Raw genomic sequence first — 17,187 nt, 5'->3', positions numbered from 1 at the left:
ATGAGCGGCGGTATACTTTCCGACCCAAATCAACGGCGCTGGCTGATCCGGGTGACCGGGTCGGCTCTGGTGCTGGCAATCCTGTTCTGGATTCTGCCGGCCGACGCAATCGTAACAGCGCTGAGGGCGATCCCGATCTGGGTCTTCCTGTCCGTGTTCGTTCTGTTCCTGTTGGCCCATGTTGGCGCGGCCCTGAAATGGTGGCTGCTGCTGAACCGGGGGCTTTCGCCCCTGCTGGCCATCCGGGCGCATTTTGCCGGTCTCGCCGCCAACCTGTGCCTGCCCGGTGCAATTGGCGGCGATACGGTGCGGGCCGGTCTGGCGCAGGCGGCGATGAAGGACGGCGCGCAGGTTGTTGCGGGCGCAACCGTTGACCGGCTGATCGACATGGTGGCGCTGCTGACCCTGTCCTGTCTGGGCCTGGTCCTGACATGGGAAAGCGCGGCGGGCGGGCATATGATCTGGCCAGTGGCGCTGATCCTGCTGGCCGCGCTGGCGGGTATGGTCGCCTTGCCGCGCCTGCTGCCCCTGCCCTGGCGCTATGCCCCATCCCTGCCCGGCAAGGGGTTTGCCCATCGTCTGGCCGATGCACTGGCCGGGATGGGCCGCAAACCCGGCACGCTGGCAGTCGCTTTCATCACATCTGTGCTGATCCAGTTGCTGCTGGTCCTGCTGGCCTGGTGGCTGGCCCTGGCGGCGGGTGTTGATGTGGCCGCCGGGCCATGGATCTTCGCCTGGCCGCTGGCCAAGATCATCGCCGTGCTGCCCGTGTCTTTGAACGGGCTGGGCCTGCGCGAAGCCACATTAGCCGGTTTCCTGGCCCCCTTCGGCGCCAGCGTCCCAGCTGTCGTGGCCGCCGGGCTGGTCTGGCAGGTTGTGTTGTTTACAGCGGGCGGGTTTGGCGCGCTGGTTCTGACCATGTCCGGAATGCGGTTCAGCACCCCGGCAAATCCCCAAAAGGAAGAGTGCAAGTGACGGATGTTTCCCGACCCAATGGCGGCGACACGCCTGAAATCATCATTCTGGGCGCCGGGCCGGCCGGTCTGGCCGCAGCCCATGCCCTGACCGGGCAGGCGAAAGTGACCGTGATCGAACGCGCGCCCAGTGCCGGGGGCAATTCGGCCTCATTCCCGATTGAGGGCGTGATCTGTGATTACGGCTCGCACAGGTTTCATCCGGCGGCAGAGCCCGAGGTTCTGGCCGATGTGAAATCCCTGCTGGGTGACGAGCTGCTGCTGCGCCCCCGCCACGGGCGCATCCGGCTGGGCGGCAAATGGATTCACTTTCCGCTGAAACTGACCGATGCGCTGATGCGCCTGCCCAAACCCTTTGCCGCGTCGCTGATCGGCGACATGGTGCTGAAACCCTTCCGCAAGAAAAGCGAAGGCCCCGAGACATTCTCGACCGTGCTGTATGACGGGCTGGGGCCGACGATTTCGGACAATTTCTATTTCCCATACGTGCGCAAGCTTTGGGGGCTGGATCCGGACAAGCTGGCGGTGAAACTGGCCGAACGTCGGGTGGGCAGCGGATCGGTCGGCAAGATCCTGATGAAGATGCTGCGCCTGTTGCCGGGGCTGCGCAGTGAAACGGCGGGGCGGTTCTTTTATCCGCGCAAGGGGTTCGGGCAAATCTCGGACGCGATGCGCAACAGTGCCGAGGCCAATGGCGCCACCTTCCTGTTCAATACCGAAATCACCGCCATCGAACGGGACGGCAATCGCATCACCGGGTTGACGATCCGCGACGAAGAGGGCGAGCGGCACCTGACCGGCGATCTGATCCTGTCGACCATCCCGCTGACCGGGTTGACGCGCCTGATCAGCGACCCTCCGGCAGAGGTGGTCGAGGCCGCCCGCGCCATCCGCTTCCGCGGCATGATCCTGCTGTATCTGGTGCTGGAGACAGACCAGTTCACCGAGTTCGATGCGCATTATTTCCCGGAACTGTCGATCCCGATCAGCCGCATGTCCGAGCCCAAGAACTATAACGCCAGTGGCGCGCCGAAGGGCGTCACCGTTCTGTGCGCCGAGTTGCCCTGCGACCCGGATGAAAAATGGTGGTCCATGTCCAACGAGGAGTTGGGGCAAGAATTCACCAAATGGCTGGGGCAACTGGGCCTGCCCGTCACCGTGCCGGTGCGCCGCTGCGAAACCCGGCGGCTGAGCCATGCCTATCCGGTCTACGATGTGGGCTATGAAGACCGGTTCGATACGGTTGATCAGTGGCTCTCAGATCTGGACGGATTGCTCGTATTTGGACGGCAGGGCCTGTTCGCCCATGATAATACGCACCACGCATTTGCCATGGCCTATGGCGCGGCGGATTGCATCGACGACAAGGGCAATATCGACCGCGCGAAATGGAACAGCTATCGTGAGGTCTTTGCCACCCATGTGGTGGAAGACTGACCATGCCCGCCTGGCAGGCCGATATCCTGATGTATCATTCGATCTCGGACGCGCCGGGGCCAACCTCGATCGCACCCGACATCTTTGCGGCACAGATGCAGGCGCTGGCGGCGTCCGGCCTGCCGGTGGTGACGCCGGACGCGCTGGCCAACCCGCCTGCCCCCCGTGTGGTCATCATCAGCTTCGATGACGGGTTCCAGGATTTCGCCGATACCGCCTGGCCGATCCTGCGCGAACATGGCTTCTGCCCGATCGTCTATCTGCCCTCGGGCCTGATGGGTGGCGCCGACAGCTGGGCCGGGGGCAACATCCCGCCCCGCCCGCTGATGGAATGGGACCGGATCGAAACACTGGCCGGTGAGGGGGTTTGCTTCGGGGCGCATAGTGTCAGCCATCCCGATCTGTCGACGCTGGATGCAGAGACCTTGGAGGATGAAGTCAGCGGATCCGGTCAGGATATTGCCGCCCGGCTTGGTCAACCCGTCCGGCATTTCGCCCCGCCCTATGGCGCGTCGAACCCGAATGTACGCGCACAGATCGCCCGGCACTACGACACCTCGGTCGGCACAAGGCTGGGCGTGGCAAAAGCGGGCGATGATATACACGACCTGCCGCGGCTCGAGATGTTCTATTTCACCGACATCGCCCGCTGGCAGGCTCATCTTGCCGGGCGCGGCGGGGCCTATTTGGCGGCCCGCAAACTGATGCGCGGCGTGCGAAGCGGGCTGAGCAGGGTGCTGCCCATCAACTGAGTGTCAGGCTTCGGGTGCAAGCGTTCCGATCCGGTGGGCATTCGCCATCACACTGAATGTAATTGTCGTCGCGGGGATAGTCGGCAGGACAGAGGCATCAACGACGTGAATGCGCGTCGCGCCATGCGGGCGCCCCAGCACATCGCTTTCACCCGGGCCCGGGTCATCCGACATCGGCAGATCACCTCCGACATGAAAACTGGCCCCCGGTGCCCCGAACCGCGCTGCAAAAGACAGGCTGGTCAGACCAAGCCCCCGCAAGGCCCGGCCATAGCGCGCAAGCGCGGCGCGCATTGTCTCGGCGGTTGCGGGGTTTTCGTTCAGTTCCGGGCGTAACCGCCCATCCTCTGCCAGACGCAAGGCTATTTCATGCGAATGATCGGAATGCAGGAAAACCTGCGCCACGATCAGACGTCGGGCCAGCGCCTCAAGCAGCGGCCCGCTGCCGGGTATCCGGCGGCCATAGTTCTGTTTCAGATCGCGGGCATAGTATTCATTCCAGGTATAGATCTGCGCGTGAACCAGTTGCCGCGACACGGTCGGGTCATCCAGTTCGGCAAAAAGCTGCGGCAGCGTCTGATAGGGCAAAACATCGGGCCGCCTGGGTGCCCGCCAGCGGTGCAGCATCGGCAGAAAGGCCTGCTGGCTGTCTTTCAACACCAGCTCCTTGCCCCGCAAGCCGGGTGACGCCAACAGGATACGCGCGCTTTCCAGCACCCCGGCGGCCAGAAACACCCGGTTTCCGCGGACATCGCTGCCATCTGCCAGAGTGACGACAACATCGTCGCCTTCCTCGCGGACCTGCCGCACCACGTGATCCGCGCGGTAAGTAAAGCCCGGCTCTGCCTGCAGTGTTGTACGCGCCTGCCGAGCCGACCAGATCAACGACCACGGGCACCCGTGCAGACACAATCCACAGGTCTGACATCCCGGTCCAACCGCCTGACGCGCAAGACCGACATGCATTCCCACCCCCTGCAATGCCTTCGCCTTCTGCCTGGACCGGGCCAGCAGCATCTCGGCCTGCGCGGTTGGCGGAATGGGAGTTCGACCTGTCATATCGCAGGCGGGAAAGAGGTCTTGCAGCCCATCTTTTTGCCCGGACACAGGCATTATGTCCGCCACCGCGCTGTAATGTGGGGCAAGATCATCGGTCGTTATGGGCCAGTCGTCGATATCCGCCTGCCGATACGGCAAAACCGCAGCGCCCCAGACATTGGACAGCCCGCCCGCCGCCCGCGACGCGCGCAAAGCAAACCAATCCGCCCCTTCCGCCAGTGTACGCGCAGGTGAGGCCAGCGCATAACCGGATCCATAGCGCCACACCTCGCCCTCCAGGGCCTGAAACTGAGGCTCCATCCAGGCTGTACGCGCCTCGGCACTCCAGTCTTCGGCGCGTGTTCGAGACATCTGCTGCACCCGGTCCGTGACCCCGGGCCCTGGTTCCACCCCGGCATCCAGCATCGTGACGTTTCGCCCTCGCGCCAGCAAGGCCCGGGCGACGGAAACCCCGGCAGGCCCGGACCCTATGACAAGATCGCTCACTGCGCCTTTACTGCCCGGACCAGAACCAGCATTTCATAGTTAGGATCATGGGTGGACAGTTCTTCGGGCGCAATTTCACTGGCCCCAAGGCCATGCAGGTTGCAGATGCAGGTAAAGACGTTGCCAACGGTCGACACCTCGACATTCTCTGCCGGGAAGACCGCCCGGAACAGGCGGCGCTTGGACTGGCTGGTGAAATGCCAGTATTCGCCCCAGTCATCCACGCCTTCGCGCCGCGCCACACGGGTCATCCCATGCGAGGTGCACAGCACCACGCCACCGGGTTTCAGAATGCGTTCCAGCGTTGCAATCGCCTTGTCGACCTCAAAGATCATCTGAAGGGTCTGGGTGATGATGATGCAGTCGAAACTGTTGTCGGGAATATGCGGCGCATCGGTGATATCCGCCACGATGGTCGCTTGTGGATTGCCCTCGACATAGCTCAGTACATCCGCCTGCGTGACCCGGTCACCGCCGAATTTCTTCGTATAGGCCGGATCGCCGAATTCCAGAACCCGGCCACGGATATCGTCGCTGTGGTTTTGCAGGAATTCTTCCATGTAATGGCGTTCGATGGTCAGCAGGTCGCGATCCTGCCCGAACACGGCACTGATCGGCGACAATCGCCGTAAGCCGCCGAAATCGACCGACCCAACCGGCACCGACTGAAGATTGTGCAACCGTTGTTGTTTACGGATCCATTTGCGCAGCCGGTCCGGCAGCAGCACGGTCGCGGTGTCGCGCACCAGCTTTTCAACTCTTTGTCCCGGTGTCATCGTGTTTGGCTCTTCATGCGTAGGCTTTGGCGCGTTTCTCGGCCATGATATCGGCGATGATATCATCCAGCGTGCGCGCCGGGCTGAACCCGGTGAACCGCCGCAGCTTGGACACATCGGGCAGACGGCGGGCCATGTCTTCGAACCCTTCGGGATAGACCTCTTCGTAAGGCACCAGCCGGATTTCCGAGGTTGAGCCCGTCATCGCGATGACCTTTTCGGCCAGCCCCCGGATCGTCACTTCCTGTTCACCACCGATATTGAAGACCTGCCCCCGGGCTTCGGGGACATCGAGCAGACGCACAAGCGCCTCGATCACATCGGCCACATGGCTGAAACAGCGCGATTGCTCGCCGGTGCCATGAACCTGAATGGGCTGATCCGTCAGCGCCGCTTCGATGAAGTTCGGAACAACCATGCCATAACGCCCGGTCTGGCGCGGACCGGTCGTGTTGAAAAAGCGCAGGACGATCACCGGTAGATCAACCTCGCGCGCATAGGCCAGTGCCATGAACTCATCCAGCGTTTTGGCGCAGGCATAAGACCAGCGCAGAATGCTTGTGGCGCCAATCGTTAGGTCGTCATCCTCGTTGAACGGGAACTTCGATGCCTTGCCGTAGACCTCGGAACTGGAGGCGATGAAGACCAGGGGCTTGTGGCGCAGGGCCGCGCGCAACACGTTCTGCGTGCCGTCCACATTGGTCGCAATCGACTGGCTGGGCTGATCCATGATCAGCTTGACCCCGACCGCGGCGGCCATGTGAAACACCGCGTCAGCAGCCCCGACCAGTTCCTCGACCAATGTGGCATCCAGAACGCTGCCTTCGACAAAACGAAAGGCGGAATGATCCTGAACGGAAGACAGGTTTTGCAGCGATCCGGTGGACAGGTCATCCAGCACCGTCACCTCATGCCCATTGCCAATCAGGCGCTCGGCCAGATGTGATCCGATAAAACCGGCCCCGCCCGTGATCAAAATTTGCATGAAAAACCCTCGTACCAACAGAATCCACTCTAATGCCACAGGCTTAGCATAGGGATCGGTGGCCACCAAATGGTAGATACCGCTATGGTGCGCTGACAGGCCGGGCCTGCACAGTTTTGGAAAAAGGGCTGAATTGTTGCACAACGCATTAAGAATGTTGAACCTGCGGACATGACCGAAAAACACGTGGACCCCCGCCCCGGCGACGGGCTTGCAGGCCAGCGCGTGGTCGTGACCGGCGCCACCGGCTTTATCGGCCGGCGCCTGATCGATGCGCTGCTGAAACTGGGATGTGACGTGACCGCCTTGCTGCGCACACGCCACGGGGCTGCCACGTTGGAACAGGCCGGAGCAAAGGCACTGGTTTGCCCGCTGCACCCTGGCCCGGCTCTGACGCAGGCGCTGGACGGTGCGGCGGCTCTGTTTCATCTGGCTTATGATTTCCGGGCCTCCGGCGCGGACAACCTTGCAGCCTTCGACGCGCTTGCCAAAGCCGCCGAAGACGGGTCTTGCAACCGTATCGTGCATCTGAGTTCCGCCGTGGTCTATGACAGCTGGCCCAACGGGCCGATCACCGAACGCAACCCGATCACGCCGGAAGATGTACAAAGCTATCGCGGTGCCAAAATTGCGATGGAACAGAGACTGTTGCAGGGGAAATGCGACGCCGCCATCTTGCAGCCGACCATCGTCTATGGGCCCGGCAGTGCACTTTGGACCAACGGGCCATTGGCGATGATGCGCAGGGGCGGCATCATCCTGCCCGACCCGCCCGGACAATGCCCGGCCGTGCATGTCGATGACGTGGTACAGGCCGCCCTGCGCGCGGCCTCATCACCCCGGACCGGGGTCGAGCGATACCTGATCAGCGGACCGGACACGCTGGGGTGGAAGACGTTTTTCGAAGGCTATGCCCGCCTTGCCAGATGCGGAGAGGTGCGGATTGATCCGGCTGCGAACCCGGCCCCGCCCCCGTCGCCCAATGGCAATGCGCCCGCAGGCCCCTCTCTGGCGGGGCAGCTCAGCGCGCATCTGCGCCGCCTTGTCGGGCGCCGCCGGGTCGAGGCCGCCGCAGACTGGGCACGGTCCGTTCAGGCCCGGCTAGCAAAACCCCGGCCCGTGATGCCTGACATGGCGGGACGCAGACTTTTTGCCGGTCAGCCAGAGGTTTCAACCCGATATGCACAGGATCAGATCGGGTATGTGCCTCGTGTTTCCTTCGACGAATGGATCGAGCATATGCGAAAACAATCGGCACGCTGATTCAAGACTGCCTTGTTTTTGGAAACACCCATTCCGGGTCTTTGCCGGGAACGACAAATTAGTTGGCTTCGTTCCCGATCTGTCCTATCCGATGAAGAGAGAAGGTTTCCAATCTGCTAAGCTAATTTTAATTCAGTGTGACTTTGTACGATCAGGATAGATTATGAACTACGAAACCTCGCACCATCAATCCCTCAAGCAGCTTATCGCGGCGCGCGATGCGCGGGTTGCCGTGGTCGGGCTGGGCTATGTTGGCCTGCCGCTGGCGCTGACGGCTTATGATGAAGGGTTTGATACCACCGGCGTTGATCTCAACCCCGACCGGGTGGCGCGGATCAATCAGGGGGGTCAGGTCATCTCGTATCTGGCACCGGATCGGATCGCACACGCGGTAGAGAGTGGGCGCTTTCGCGCAACGCAGGACGCCGCAGCACTGGCCGAGGCCGATATCATCCTGATCTGTGTGCCGACCCCGCTGACCGACGCACAAGATCCCGACATGCGTTTTGTCGCCGCCGCCGCGCAGACCATCGCACAGCATCTGCGCCCCGGTCAGATGGTGGTGCTGGAAAGCAGCGTCTGGCCCGGCGCCACGACCACGCTGGTTCAGCCGATCCTCGAAGCGGGCGGTTTGCGGGCAGGTTCCGATTTCTTTTTGGCCTTCTCGCCCGAGCGCGAAGACCCCGGCAATGACAAGTTCGACACGCACAGTATCCCCAAGGTGGTCGGCGCCGACGATCCGCTGTCGCGGCAACTGGTCGAGGATTTCTATCGCGCCATCGTCACCAGCGCCGTACCGGTCAGTTCGGCCGCCACGGCCGAAGCGGTGAAGCTGGTCGAAAACAGCTTTCGCACCGTCAATATCGCGCTGGTCAATGAATTGAAGACCGCGCTTGAAGCAATGGACGTGGATGTCTGGGAAGTGATCGAGGCTGCGGCGACCAAGCCGTTCGGCTTTATGCCCTTCTATCCCGGTCCTGGAATTGGTGGGGCCTGCATCCCGGTGTCTCCGGCCTATCTGGCCTGGCGCGCCGCGGATGCAGGATCTGATACGCCGCTGATCAATCTGGCCCGCTCCAGCAATGACGCCGTTCCGTCGATGCTGGCGGCACGGATGGCGGCGGAACTGGCCGCGCGCAACGGGTCTGCATTGGCGGAAACCGGGCAACCCCTGACCGGACAGCGCATTCTGCTGATGGGCATCGCCTATAAGCGCGATGTCGAGGATACCCGCCGCAGCCCGGCGCTGGTGCTGCTGGACGAGCTGGAAAAGCTGGGGGCCGAGATTGACTATCACGATCCGTATTTCCCCCGCCTGCCCGAAGGTGGCGAATACCCGCAGCTTGCGGGCCGGACATCCCAGCCACTGACGGCGGACAACCTGAAACGCTATGCGGCGGTGGCCGTAATCACCGATCACAGCGCCCCGGATTATGGTCTGGTCGCGCGCGAGGCCGCGCTGGTCTTTGACACGCGCAACGTCTTTGAAAAGCAGGGGATCAGGGTGGCAGACGGGCGCTTGGTCAAGATGTGACCGTCTTGTGGTCGGCGGGGGTGTCTATACCTTCGGAACACTCGGTGGGATTGCGCATTCCGACGGCAAATCACTCTAGGTAATTCAATTGATAAACCGCAAAGCGCGAAGAAACATAGGCTGTCCCGCTCTCGGGATCGATGACGATATCGCGCAGCCAGGGCCCAAGCCTGTAACGCCGCAGAGATTTTCGAGTCTTCAGATCAACCACGTCAACCTGGTTCGTCAATATACTTCCGACCAAAAGCAGGTCACGCTCTGCATCCAATGCCAACCCGCGCGCGCCAAATACAGTGGGAAAGCTGTTCTTTGATGCCAAAGTGGTCGTATCAAAGACCTGAATACGCGCGTGCACCGGCGAGGTCACCAGCAATTCTTCTCGTGAAACGTCAACCGTAGATCGGTCACTGCGGTCGTCCGAAGGACTGCTGGCGAGCAGCTCTCCATTCCTCAGGTTGAAAGCATGTACGCCTTCATCACGGAAGAAAAAATTCACATACATAATTGGTTTAAGAGGATGGGTGATCAGATTTCCGGGATCCACGTCCAGTGTCAACTTGCGCGCCAGGCTATTGGCATCGAATATTTGCACCGAGTCTATATCTTCCGCCCGTTCTGCGGCTTCGGACGCTGCAATAAGAACGTTTTCCGAAGAATTGTAACCCATAATAATTTCCCCAGGGGGCAACGTTCCCAACGCACGGTCGGACACGATCTTGCGGCTTTCAACATCCACTAAAACCAACTTCTCAGCAGCCCGATTGGCGAAAGATATTTGCCTGCGGCCAGGGTCAAAAACACAGAATTGAGTTTTGTCGGTTATGATCCCCGTATCGTTTACCTCTTGAGTTTCGGGGAGCAGCACCAGCAACGTATTTGTCCCGTTTCCGCATAAAAAAAGCTGACCTGAAACAGGATCAAACACCATCGAAGTTATATCGTACTTTGTGTAAATTCCGAAACGCGGGCCGAAAATGACTTTGGCCTGAGGGGACATAAACAGGTTTTGTCCAATTTCTGCCAACCTCGGAAAAGGAAAAAAAACAACGATGAGAGCAGAGGCGACAACAACACCAGGAATGTAGCGTCCAAAACCGGGCTCTTTGCGTGGTGCATCTGAACCAAGCTTGCATCTTATCCAAAGATAGTAGGGGCGCGGAAACAATATTTCGGCCAGACCAACCGCGCAGATCATCACTGCATCAATTAATCTGGCGGACACCGGCTTACGAAGATATTGCGCCCAGAACACCCCGGAATTCGCAATCAAAACCCCACCGCTGACAACGCCAAGCACAACTGCGTCACGTCCCGTCCATGGATACAACGCCCAGCTGACGCCTGCCACGACAAGGACAAACAACGCAAGTGACCTGATGCGTTTTGGTAAGAAACGGGAAAGCAGGAAGATCACAGCACCCAAAGCCAGGACAATCAATACAAACAGCAGAGCTCTTTCCCAAACGGTTGAAATGCCCCCGATTAAACGCAGCATGAAACCCAAACTACCAGTCGTAGTCTCCAGAAAATCCACGAGAGCGTCTCGGAATATGAGAACCCCTAAAAAAATCAGCAGAGGTAAAGCCAAGCGAATGAAGACATACGAGTTCTTCATGGCTTTGTTTGCTTTAAGTCTTTCATTTTGATTCCTCCTTCGAGCGTATTACCGACCCTTAACGCCAAATGACCCCTGACACATGTGGTTCACAAATGCGCGCAATAGGGGGGCGTAGCAGACTAAAAAGCGGCTATCCCTGAGCGTCGAATCCAAGCTGCCTTCAACGATCCAAATCGGACGTCTGCGCCCTTCCTGGTAAAGCTAATCCGGATACTCCCCTATTTCCCAAAAAAAAACAACGAATTACAGTTTGGCTTTAACGGCATTATCCCCGCAAGCGCAGCAAATCGTGGCATCTCAATACCAAAAACAATCTCACCAAGTGCCATGAGCACACCAATGCAACCGGTTCTGGCGCGGACTTTTGATCGTTGATGTTCCTGGCTATATCGGGTGGTGGCTCCAGGATCAGGGCCCATCTCTTTCTGGGTCACGACGTAATGCCCGCAAAAAATCGAGCGTGCAGCGTGCTACAAGAGAACCAGGCCTCTCAGCCTCTGTTTCGCGCGCGAAACATCATGTGCCGCGCGCGTGCAGCCAGGCTTTCAGCTCCGCAAGAAATGTCTCGGACATTCCCTCGCCGGACAGGGTGACCTGTGCACCGTTTCGACTCTGTTTCAACTGAATGCCGCCGAATGTCTCTTTCAGGGGGGGCTTGGCAGCAGGTGGGTTTTCCCCATTCGACCCCAGGCCGTTCACTGCACGGGTCAGAGCTGAAATCTCGGCTTCCACGCTCTGAGGCGCGGCCTTCCGCAGAGCGGTGGTGATCAAGGAAGCTGCTTTTGCCTCCTCTTTCAGAACTTTCGCAATCGACAACCCCAACCGTTCAGGAATAGCTGACGCAAAGCGCAGATGGTCATCCAGCGCGTGATAGATCGCGATGAAAGACCCGATCTTGGATCGCTTCGCCCGGCTGGCCGAGGCGAATAACCCGCGCAGGGCCGCAGTCTCATCCGGGTAAACGCCCTGCTCTGCCGCGCGCGCCACGATCCGGGCGCGCTCATAATAGCTCAGCCCGACGCGGATTTCATTTTCCTCGACCATGGCCACATAGGCATCAGATGCGCTCTGCGGCTGCCTCAGGAACGCACGCACGGTCTCAAAGCGGGCCTCGCCCGTTTGCTGCGCCAAAGCTCGCAGCGCTGTCAGACGCCGCCAGCCCGAGATCAACCCGTACCGCCCGCCCTCCAGTTCCACGACCTCGATCGGGGTTTGCTGGCCACGGGCCTTCAGGCTTTCCTTCAGCGCCTCCATATCCGCGTCATCGGCCGCCATACGGTCACGGACCAGATAGGCTTCCTCGATGGCGTCCAATGGCAGATCCTGCACCAAGCGCCCTTCGGCCCGCGCGGCACGCAATTCTCCGGACAGCTCTTCCAGCGCCGCCTGAGCCGCCGTGGCCCCGGCCACCTGCGCAACCGGCGGCGTGGTCCGGGGGGCGTCTGTGGGGAACATGGGATTCAGCCCGGGGGCAGGGCGGTTGTCTTCCAGATAATCCGGTCGGGCAGGGGTCAGTCGTTTACGTTTTGCCATTGGTTTCTCCTTTTCCTGCGCGGATCAGACTCTGTTTCGGGACGTGGCAGGCGTGTTTCGCGCGCGAAACATCGCGCTCAGAGCGACAATTCCGGTGTTCCCGCCTCTTCGGCCTGCCGGGCCCGTTCTTCGCCCCGCCAGACGCCGATCAGCAGCTTCTTGAACGAGGCATAGGTGGCATCAAAGGTTTCCCGCCCGCGCACATAGGTCTCGCGGTTGAAATCGCGGTAATCGGCCTCGTAGATACCGTTGACCTGTTCCCCCGCCTGACCGATCAGCGCCGTGTAGCCCTGCCAGTGCGGCGACAGGGTCCGGCCCAGATAGGCCTGCATCAGCCCGGCCAGTTCCGCCTGCTGGCTGCCGTCATAGCGGGTGATGATCGTGCGCACCGCATCCCACTGAAACGCCATCTCGGGCCGCCCCAGGGCGCGGGCGGCCATGTTCTCGCCATCCTCGATGGACTGGAAGGTGGAATGCAGCATGTCAAAGAAGCGCCCTGTGGAGTCGAACTCCAGGAACGAGGCCCCCATGGGCACCAGAAGGATATCCGAGGCGGCCAGCCCGTTGATCGTCAGATAGCCAAGGGCGGGAGGGGTATCGATGAAAATGATATCGTAATCGTCCAGCACCCCATCTTCGTCCAGCGTATCCGTCAGCGCATCCCACAGCTTCCAGCTGCGGCCCTGCATTCGCCAGACGGGGATCTGGAATTCCGCCCAATAGAGGTTCAGCTGCGCTCCGATCAGATCGATATTCGGCCAGTGGGTGGTTTGGATCAGATCGCTGCTGCGGGTCTTCAGCGCCTCGGACAGGGTATCGTCGATCGGATGCGGGGCCTCACCCCGGTCAAGACGTCCCTGATTGTCCCGGCGCAGATGGGTGGCGTAGTGGCGGGCAAGCAAGGGGAACACCGTCTGCCATTCATCGCTGACCTTGCCGCCAAAGATCGACGTCATCGAACCCTGGCTGTCCAGGTCGATGACCAGCACCTTGTAACCGTCCAGAGCCGCCGACATGGCCAGATGCGCGCAGGTCGAGGTTTTGCCAACACCGCCCTTGAAATTGGCCACGGACACGATCTTGGCGGGCAGACCCTCGGGGCGGTAGGGGCGGTATTCTTTCGCTTTGGATCCTTCCGAGGCGAAATGCGCCCGCAGCCGCAGAACCTCATCCAGCGTAAACCACTTGGCACCGCCTTCGGTTTCGGACTGTCCCTGGGGCAAATCCGGATTGCCTTTCAGGACCCGGCGAAAATGAGCGGGCGCGACAGGGATCAGATATTTGGTGATTTCCCAGGTCGAAAACAGGCGCAGCTTTTTCTGACCGTTTTCTTCCAGCCCCCGGTTCGCCAAGTCGCTACGCCCCCGCGCACAGGCATCCGCGATTTGCGAGAACTCATGTGTTCCGGTTGGGTCGCCCAGTTCAGCATAGGCCAGATCCGGGTCGATATTGAAATACGGGGGAAGCCCCTCGGACGTTGCTGCTCGCATTGAAATACTGCCCATGTGCTATGTTTTCGACAATATACCACAAAAGGAAGCACGTGAAAGCATTATGAGCACAAAACCGGATTTTCTAAGCAAAATTAAGGGGTAGAAAGCCTTCGAGACGCTGCTTTTGGGCCTATAGCAAAAAAATGTTCAGTTAGAATCCTGTTATCTTATTAGTTACGGCTGAATTTGAATTCTATTAAGTGTAAGAAAAAAAAGCGGTTTTTGTATTTCTTGTAGATCATACTGAATCTGATCCCACGATAGGGTGACTCTGATCCCACGTTGCAGTGACTCTGAACCCACGTTCCGGCGGCTTTACGCATCCTGTGGATAACTCTACGGTGAGCGTCAATAAAACCACGAACAAAGATTCGGGCAGGACATATGGGCAGGGCAGTATGAGCGGGTCAGGGGCGTTGTTGCCTGACCGGCACCCAACGGGCGATTTTTTTGTATGCGATATCTTCGATGCGCTGCCCAAGACAGATATGGGTTCGATGGAGCATCCTATGTTTTCGCTCTCGACCCGGCCGGACCGGCGCATCCTCAATTACGAACATAACGGGGTCGAGATCACGGTGACGCCTTCGGTGCGCGGTCTGGCGACGATCCACGACAAGGACATCCTGATCTTTTGCATCAGCCAGCTGATGGCGGCGATCAATGCGGGCCGGACTGTCAGCCGGGTGTTGCATCTGAAGGCGCATGATCTGCTGGTGGCCACCAACCGCGAAACCAGCGGTGACGGTTACAAGCGTCTGCGCGAAGCGTTCGAGCGGCTGGCCGGCACAAGGATCACCACGAACATTGTGACCGGTGAAACGGAAACCACCACGGGGTTCGGCCTGATCGAAAGCTGGGAAATCGTGCGTCACACAAGGGCGGGGCGGATGGCCAGCGTCAGCGTGAAACTGTCGGACTGGCTGTTCCGCGCGGTGCTGGCGAAATCGGTGCTGACCCTCAGCCGCGATTACTTCCGCCTGCGCAAACCGCTGGAACGGCGGATTTATGAGCTGGCACGCAAACATTGCGGGCGTCAGCCCGAGTGGCGGATCTCGGTCGAGGTGCTGTTGAAAAAGTCCGGCTCGGCCTCGCCCCGGCGGGTGTTCCGCAAGATGATCCGTGACATGATCGCAGCCGATCACCTGCCCGATTATGAGATGACCGAAGAGCCGGGCGACCTGATCCGGTTCTCGCGCCGGGGTCAGTTGGTCGAGGGACCGGACAAGCCGATCCTGCCGCCGCAGGCGCTGGAGGAGGCCAGGGCGATGGCGCCTGGCCACGATGTCTATGCGCTGGAAGCGGATTGGCTGGCTTATTGGGCCGCGTCAGGCCGCCCACAGATCAGAAATCCGCAGCGGGCGTTTCTGGGCTATGTGGCCAAAAGGGTCGCCGGACGGGACTAGGCGCTTAGCTGGAATAGGCGGGGTTTTGTTTCTGCACGCGTGTCTTCACGATTTTGACAGCGCCGATAACAATGAGGGCTGCAATGATGAACAGCCAGCCAAAGAGGATGTAGCTGCCCAGAGCCATCAGGATGGACGCACCGGAAATCAAAGCAAACCCGCCGGCGCACAGGCCAACTAGAATGGCTATCCCGATAATTCCAATCATCTTCTCCAAGTCCTCCGGCTATGGTCTTGGTCTGGTCAAACCCAGGTGGGCGCCGTCATGCCATTGAGCAGATGCCCAAAATGATTCCGCGATGAAATCATGGCAAAACTTTGAACCACCAGAGGTTAAAATTTGGTTATTTTTACCGGAAGGAGCATTGCTCCACTACTCGTGCGACACTGCGTGTTTTTTTGTTGAGACATGAACATGTCTTGCTTTTCTGATGTGTAACTTATGAGGGGCAGCCATTTATGGCAATGGAGGTTCGTCAAGACGTGCAAAGGTCCGCCTATCTTGATTTCAGAATGCAGCCGGTTTCGCCCATGGCCATTTTGACCGGTGCCGCCAATTCTTCCGTGCTTTTCCGATGGCCTTATTCAAAGGCAAGCAAACGCCCGGGACTCAATCAGAGTGCCAAACGGAGAGAGGCGCGAACAGAGCTTCGCCCCATGCCGCCAGAAGGGCGCTTGGATCTACCCCAACAGATCCGTCGCCGGGTTTTCGGCGATATCCACGTCGTCATAGTATTTCTGCGCCTGCGCCACAGATCGGTGCAGCGACAGGCGCATGGCGGCCTGGATCGGCGCACCGTCCAGCGCGGCCTGGGTCAGAAAGCCAGACCGCAATCCATGCGGCGAGGCGAAATCCTCGGGCAATCCGGCCAGCCTGAGACGATGTTTGACAATCTGATAGATTGCATCCGGGGTCAGGCGGCGTTTCAGCACCCGGTCCGCCTTGGAGATGGGGCGGAATAGCGGGCCACCTGTAATCTCACCAACCTCGATCCAATGCACCAGCGCCTGCGCGGCGCGGCCTTTCAGGATCAGGCGTGGCGTCTCTCCCTTGGCCGTGGTCTTGGTTTCCAGCAGCGACAGCCAGGCGACGCCGGATGTGTCGAACTCCTTCAGCGACACGTCCTCGCGCATCAATCCGGTGATCTCGGACCGGCGGCGCCCGCCGCTGGCCCAGCCCAGCATCAGGATCGCCCGGTCGCGGCAATCGCGCCGCGAGCCGCGGCAGGTGGCCAGCAACTGTTCCAGCACGCCACGGGTGATGGGATGGGCGGATTTCGGGGCAGGGGGCCGGGCGGCCGCCCGGCGCGCCTTGGCCCGGGCCTGTTTCACCTGCGGCGCATCAAACGGGCTGGTCAGGTTCTTCATCCGGTGAAAGGCCAGCCAGGAGGCAATGCGCCGGTCCAGCGTCGACGGCGCCGGGCAGGCCAGCGATTTGCGCAGCCCCCGCGCAATCAGCACCTCCGCGGTTTGACGCGCAATATCTTCATCGGGCGCATCACCCAGATCGCGCGCATGATCAAGGATGAAGGCCAGCGCCGTGGCCTCACTTTCGGGCCAGTCCAGCGCCACCCCGAAGCGCGCCATTTTCCACGCCGTCACATAGATCAGATCGCGTTCATAAGCCCGCAGCGTATTGGCGGGGGTGCCGCGGATATAAAGATCACTCAGCGCGTCCTGATCTGCCTGCGACAGGGCAGGGGCGGCGGCGGGGAGATATGGGGCAGGGGGCTTCATGGCGGCCACTCTGCGCGCAAATCGGCGGGAAATCAATCACATCTGATAAGGGGTACTTATTGGGTATGAAAGAAAGATATTTGGCTCGAACAACAAGTAAACAAAATCAAAAGATAATGAGCGTAATAATGGTA

The 17,187-nt window shown here is 60.0% G+C and carries 14 protein-coding genes; 6 read left to right on the top strand and 8 right to left on the bottom strand.

The genetic code is table 11. The annotated features are described in order from the left end of the window. Genes ACR0I0_RS18310 through ACR0I0_RS18300 form a run of 3 tightly spaced genes read left to right on the top strand, consistent with a single transcriptional unit; the run spans position 1 to position 3,163 of the window. The gene (locus tag ACR0I0_RS18310; protein WP_480492474.1) at positions 1-975 is read left to right on the top strand and encodes a lysylphosphatidylglycerol synthase transmembrane domain-containing protein; all 975 of its coding nucleotides are present in this window, start codon (positions 1-3) and stop codon (positions 973-975) included. Then, on the top strand, positions 972-2,411 hold the full coding sequence (locus ACR0I0_RS18305; protein WP_480492473.1) for a protoporphyrinogen/coproporphyrinogen oxidase: 1,440 nt from the start codon (positions 972-974) through the stop codon (positions 2,409-2,411). The genes ACR0I0_RS18310 and ACR0I0_RS18305 overlap by 4 nt, the downstream gene beginning before the upstream one ends. A gap of 2 nt (positions 2,412-2,413) precedes the next feature. Continuing rightward, positions 2,414-3,163 carry a polysaccharide deacetylase family protein gene (locus ACR0I0_RS18300; protein WP_210093874.1) on the top strand — a complete coding sequence of 250 codons (750 nt, stop codon included), beginning with the start codon at positions 2,414-2,416 and terminating at the stop codon, positions 3,161-3,163. 3 nt (positions 3,164-3,166) lie between these two features. On the opposite strand, the gene ACR0I0_RS18295 is transcribed toward ACR0I0_RS18300, so the two are convergent. The 3 genes from ACR0I0_RS18295 to ACR0I0_RS18285 are packed head-to-tail and all read right to left on the bottom strand — an operon-like array spanning position 3,167 to position 6,469. Continuing rightward, complete coding sequence (locus ACR0I0_RS18295) at positions 3,167-4,708, bottom strand: GMC oxidoreductase (RefSeq protein WP_480492472.1); 1,542 nt, start codon at positions 4,706-4,708, stop codon at positions 3,167-3,169. After that, positions 4,705-5,484, bottom strand: coding sequence for a class I SAM-dependent methyltransferase (locus tag ACR0I0_RS18290; protein ID WP_170347056.1), 780 nt, complete (start codon positions 5,482-5,484; stop codon positions 4,705-4,707). Before ACR0I0_RS18290 ends, ACR0I0_RS18295 begins: the two co-directional genes overlap by 4 nt. A gap of 13 nt (positions 5,485-5,497) precedes the next feature. After that, positions 5,498-6,469 (bottom strand): NAD-dependent epimerase/dehydratase family protein, encoded by a 972-nt coding sequence (locus ACR0I0_RS18285; RefSeq protein WP_171725045.1) that lies wholly within the window; start codon positions 6,467-6,469, stop codon positions 5,498-5,500. Between the two features lie 171 nt (positions 6,470-6,640). On the opposite strand from ACR0I0_RS18285, the gene ACR0I0_RS18280 reads away from it, so the two are divergent. Further along, a complete protein-coding gene (locus tag ACR0I0_RS18280) occupies positions 6,641-7,732 on the top strand; it encodes an NAD-dependent epimerase/dehydratase family protein (RefSeq protein WP_209835477.1) in 1,092 nt (363 codons plus the stop codon). Between the two features lie 163 nt (positions 7,733-7,895). Beyond that, positions 7,896-9,266, top strand: coding sequence for a nucleotide sugar dehydrogenase (locus ACR0I0_RS18275; RefSeq protein ID WP_171637955.1), 1,371 nt, complete (start codon positions 7,896-7,898; stop codon positions 9,264-9,266). A gap of 70 nt (positions 9,267-9,336) precedes the next feature. Here the strand turns inward: ACR0I0_RS18275 and ACR0I0_RS18270 are convergent, their stop codons facing one another. From ACR0I0_RS18270 to ACR0I0_RS18260, 3 genes are all read right to left on the bottom strand, one after another. Beyond that, the gene (locus tag ACR0I0_RS18270) at positions 9,337-10,881 is read right to left on the bottom strand and encodes a YncE family protein (RefSeq protein WP_480492471.1); all 1,545 of its coding nucleotides are present in this window, start codon (positions 10,879-10,881) and stop codon (positions 9,337-9,339) included. Between the two features lie 519 nt (positions 10,882-11,400). Continuing rightward, positions 11,401-12,417 (bottom strand): ParB/RepB/Spo0J family partition protein, encoded by a 1,017-nt coding sequence (locus tag ACR0I0_RS18265; protein WP_171637959.1) that lies wholly within the window; start codon positions 12,415-12,417, stop codon positions 11,401-11,403. Positions 12,418-12,494: 77 nt separating this feature from the next. Continuing rightward, on the bottom strand, positions 12,495-13,907 hold the full coding sequence (locus ACR0I0_RS18260) for an AAA family ATPase (RefSeq protein ID WP_245223642.1): 1,413 nt from the start codon (positions 13,905-13,907) through the stop codon (positions 12,495-12,497). Between the two features lie 401 nt (positions 13,908-14,308). Here ACR0I0_RS18260 and ACR0I0_RS18255 point away from each other — a divergent pair, with 401 nt between their 5' ends. Then, positions 14,309-15,316: a replication initiator protein A gene (locus ACR0I0_RS18255; protein WP_480492470.1), complete on the top strand. Its 1,008-nt coding sequence runs from the start codon at positions 14,309-14,311 to the stop codon at positions 15,314-15,316. Positions 15,317-15,320: 4 nt separating this feature from the next. Here the strand turns inward: ACR0I0_RS18255 and ACR0I0_RS18250 are convergent, their stop codons facing one another. Then, on the bottom strand, positions 15,321-15,533 hold the full coding sequence (locus ACR0I0_RS18250; RefSeq protein WP_171172364.1) for a hypothetical protein: 213 nt from the start codon (positions 15,531-15,533) through the stop codon (positions 15,321-15,323). 464 nt (positions 15,534-15,997) lie between these two features. Beyond that, positions 15,998-17,053 carry a tyrosine-type recombinase/integrase gene (locus ACR0I0_RS18245; RefSeq protein WP_171637963.1) on the bottom strand — a complete coding sequence of 352 codons (1,056 nt, stop codon included), beginning with the start codon at positions 17,051-17,053 and terminating at the stop codon, positions 15,998-16,000. Positions 17,054-17,187 lie beyond the last annotated feature (134 nt).

It is taken from the genome of Ruegeria sp. AG6 (assembly GCF_056541565.1).
The sequence above is the reverse complement of the archived record's forward strand: the minus strand, read 5'-3'. Positions and strand labels throughout refer to the sequence as shown.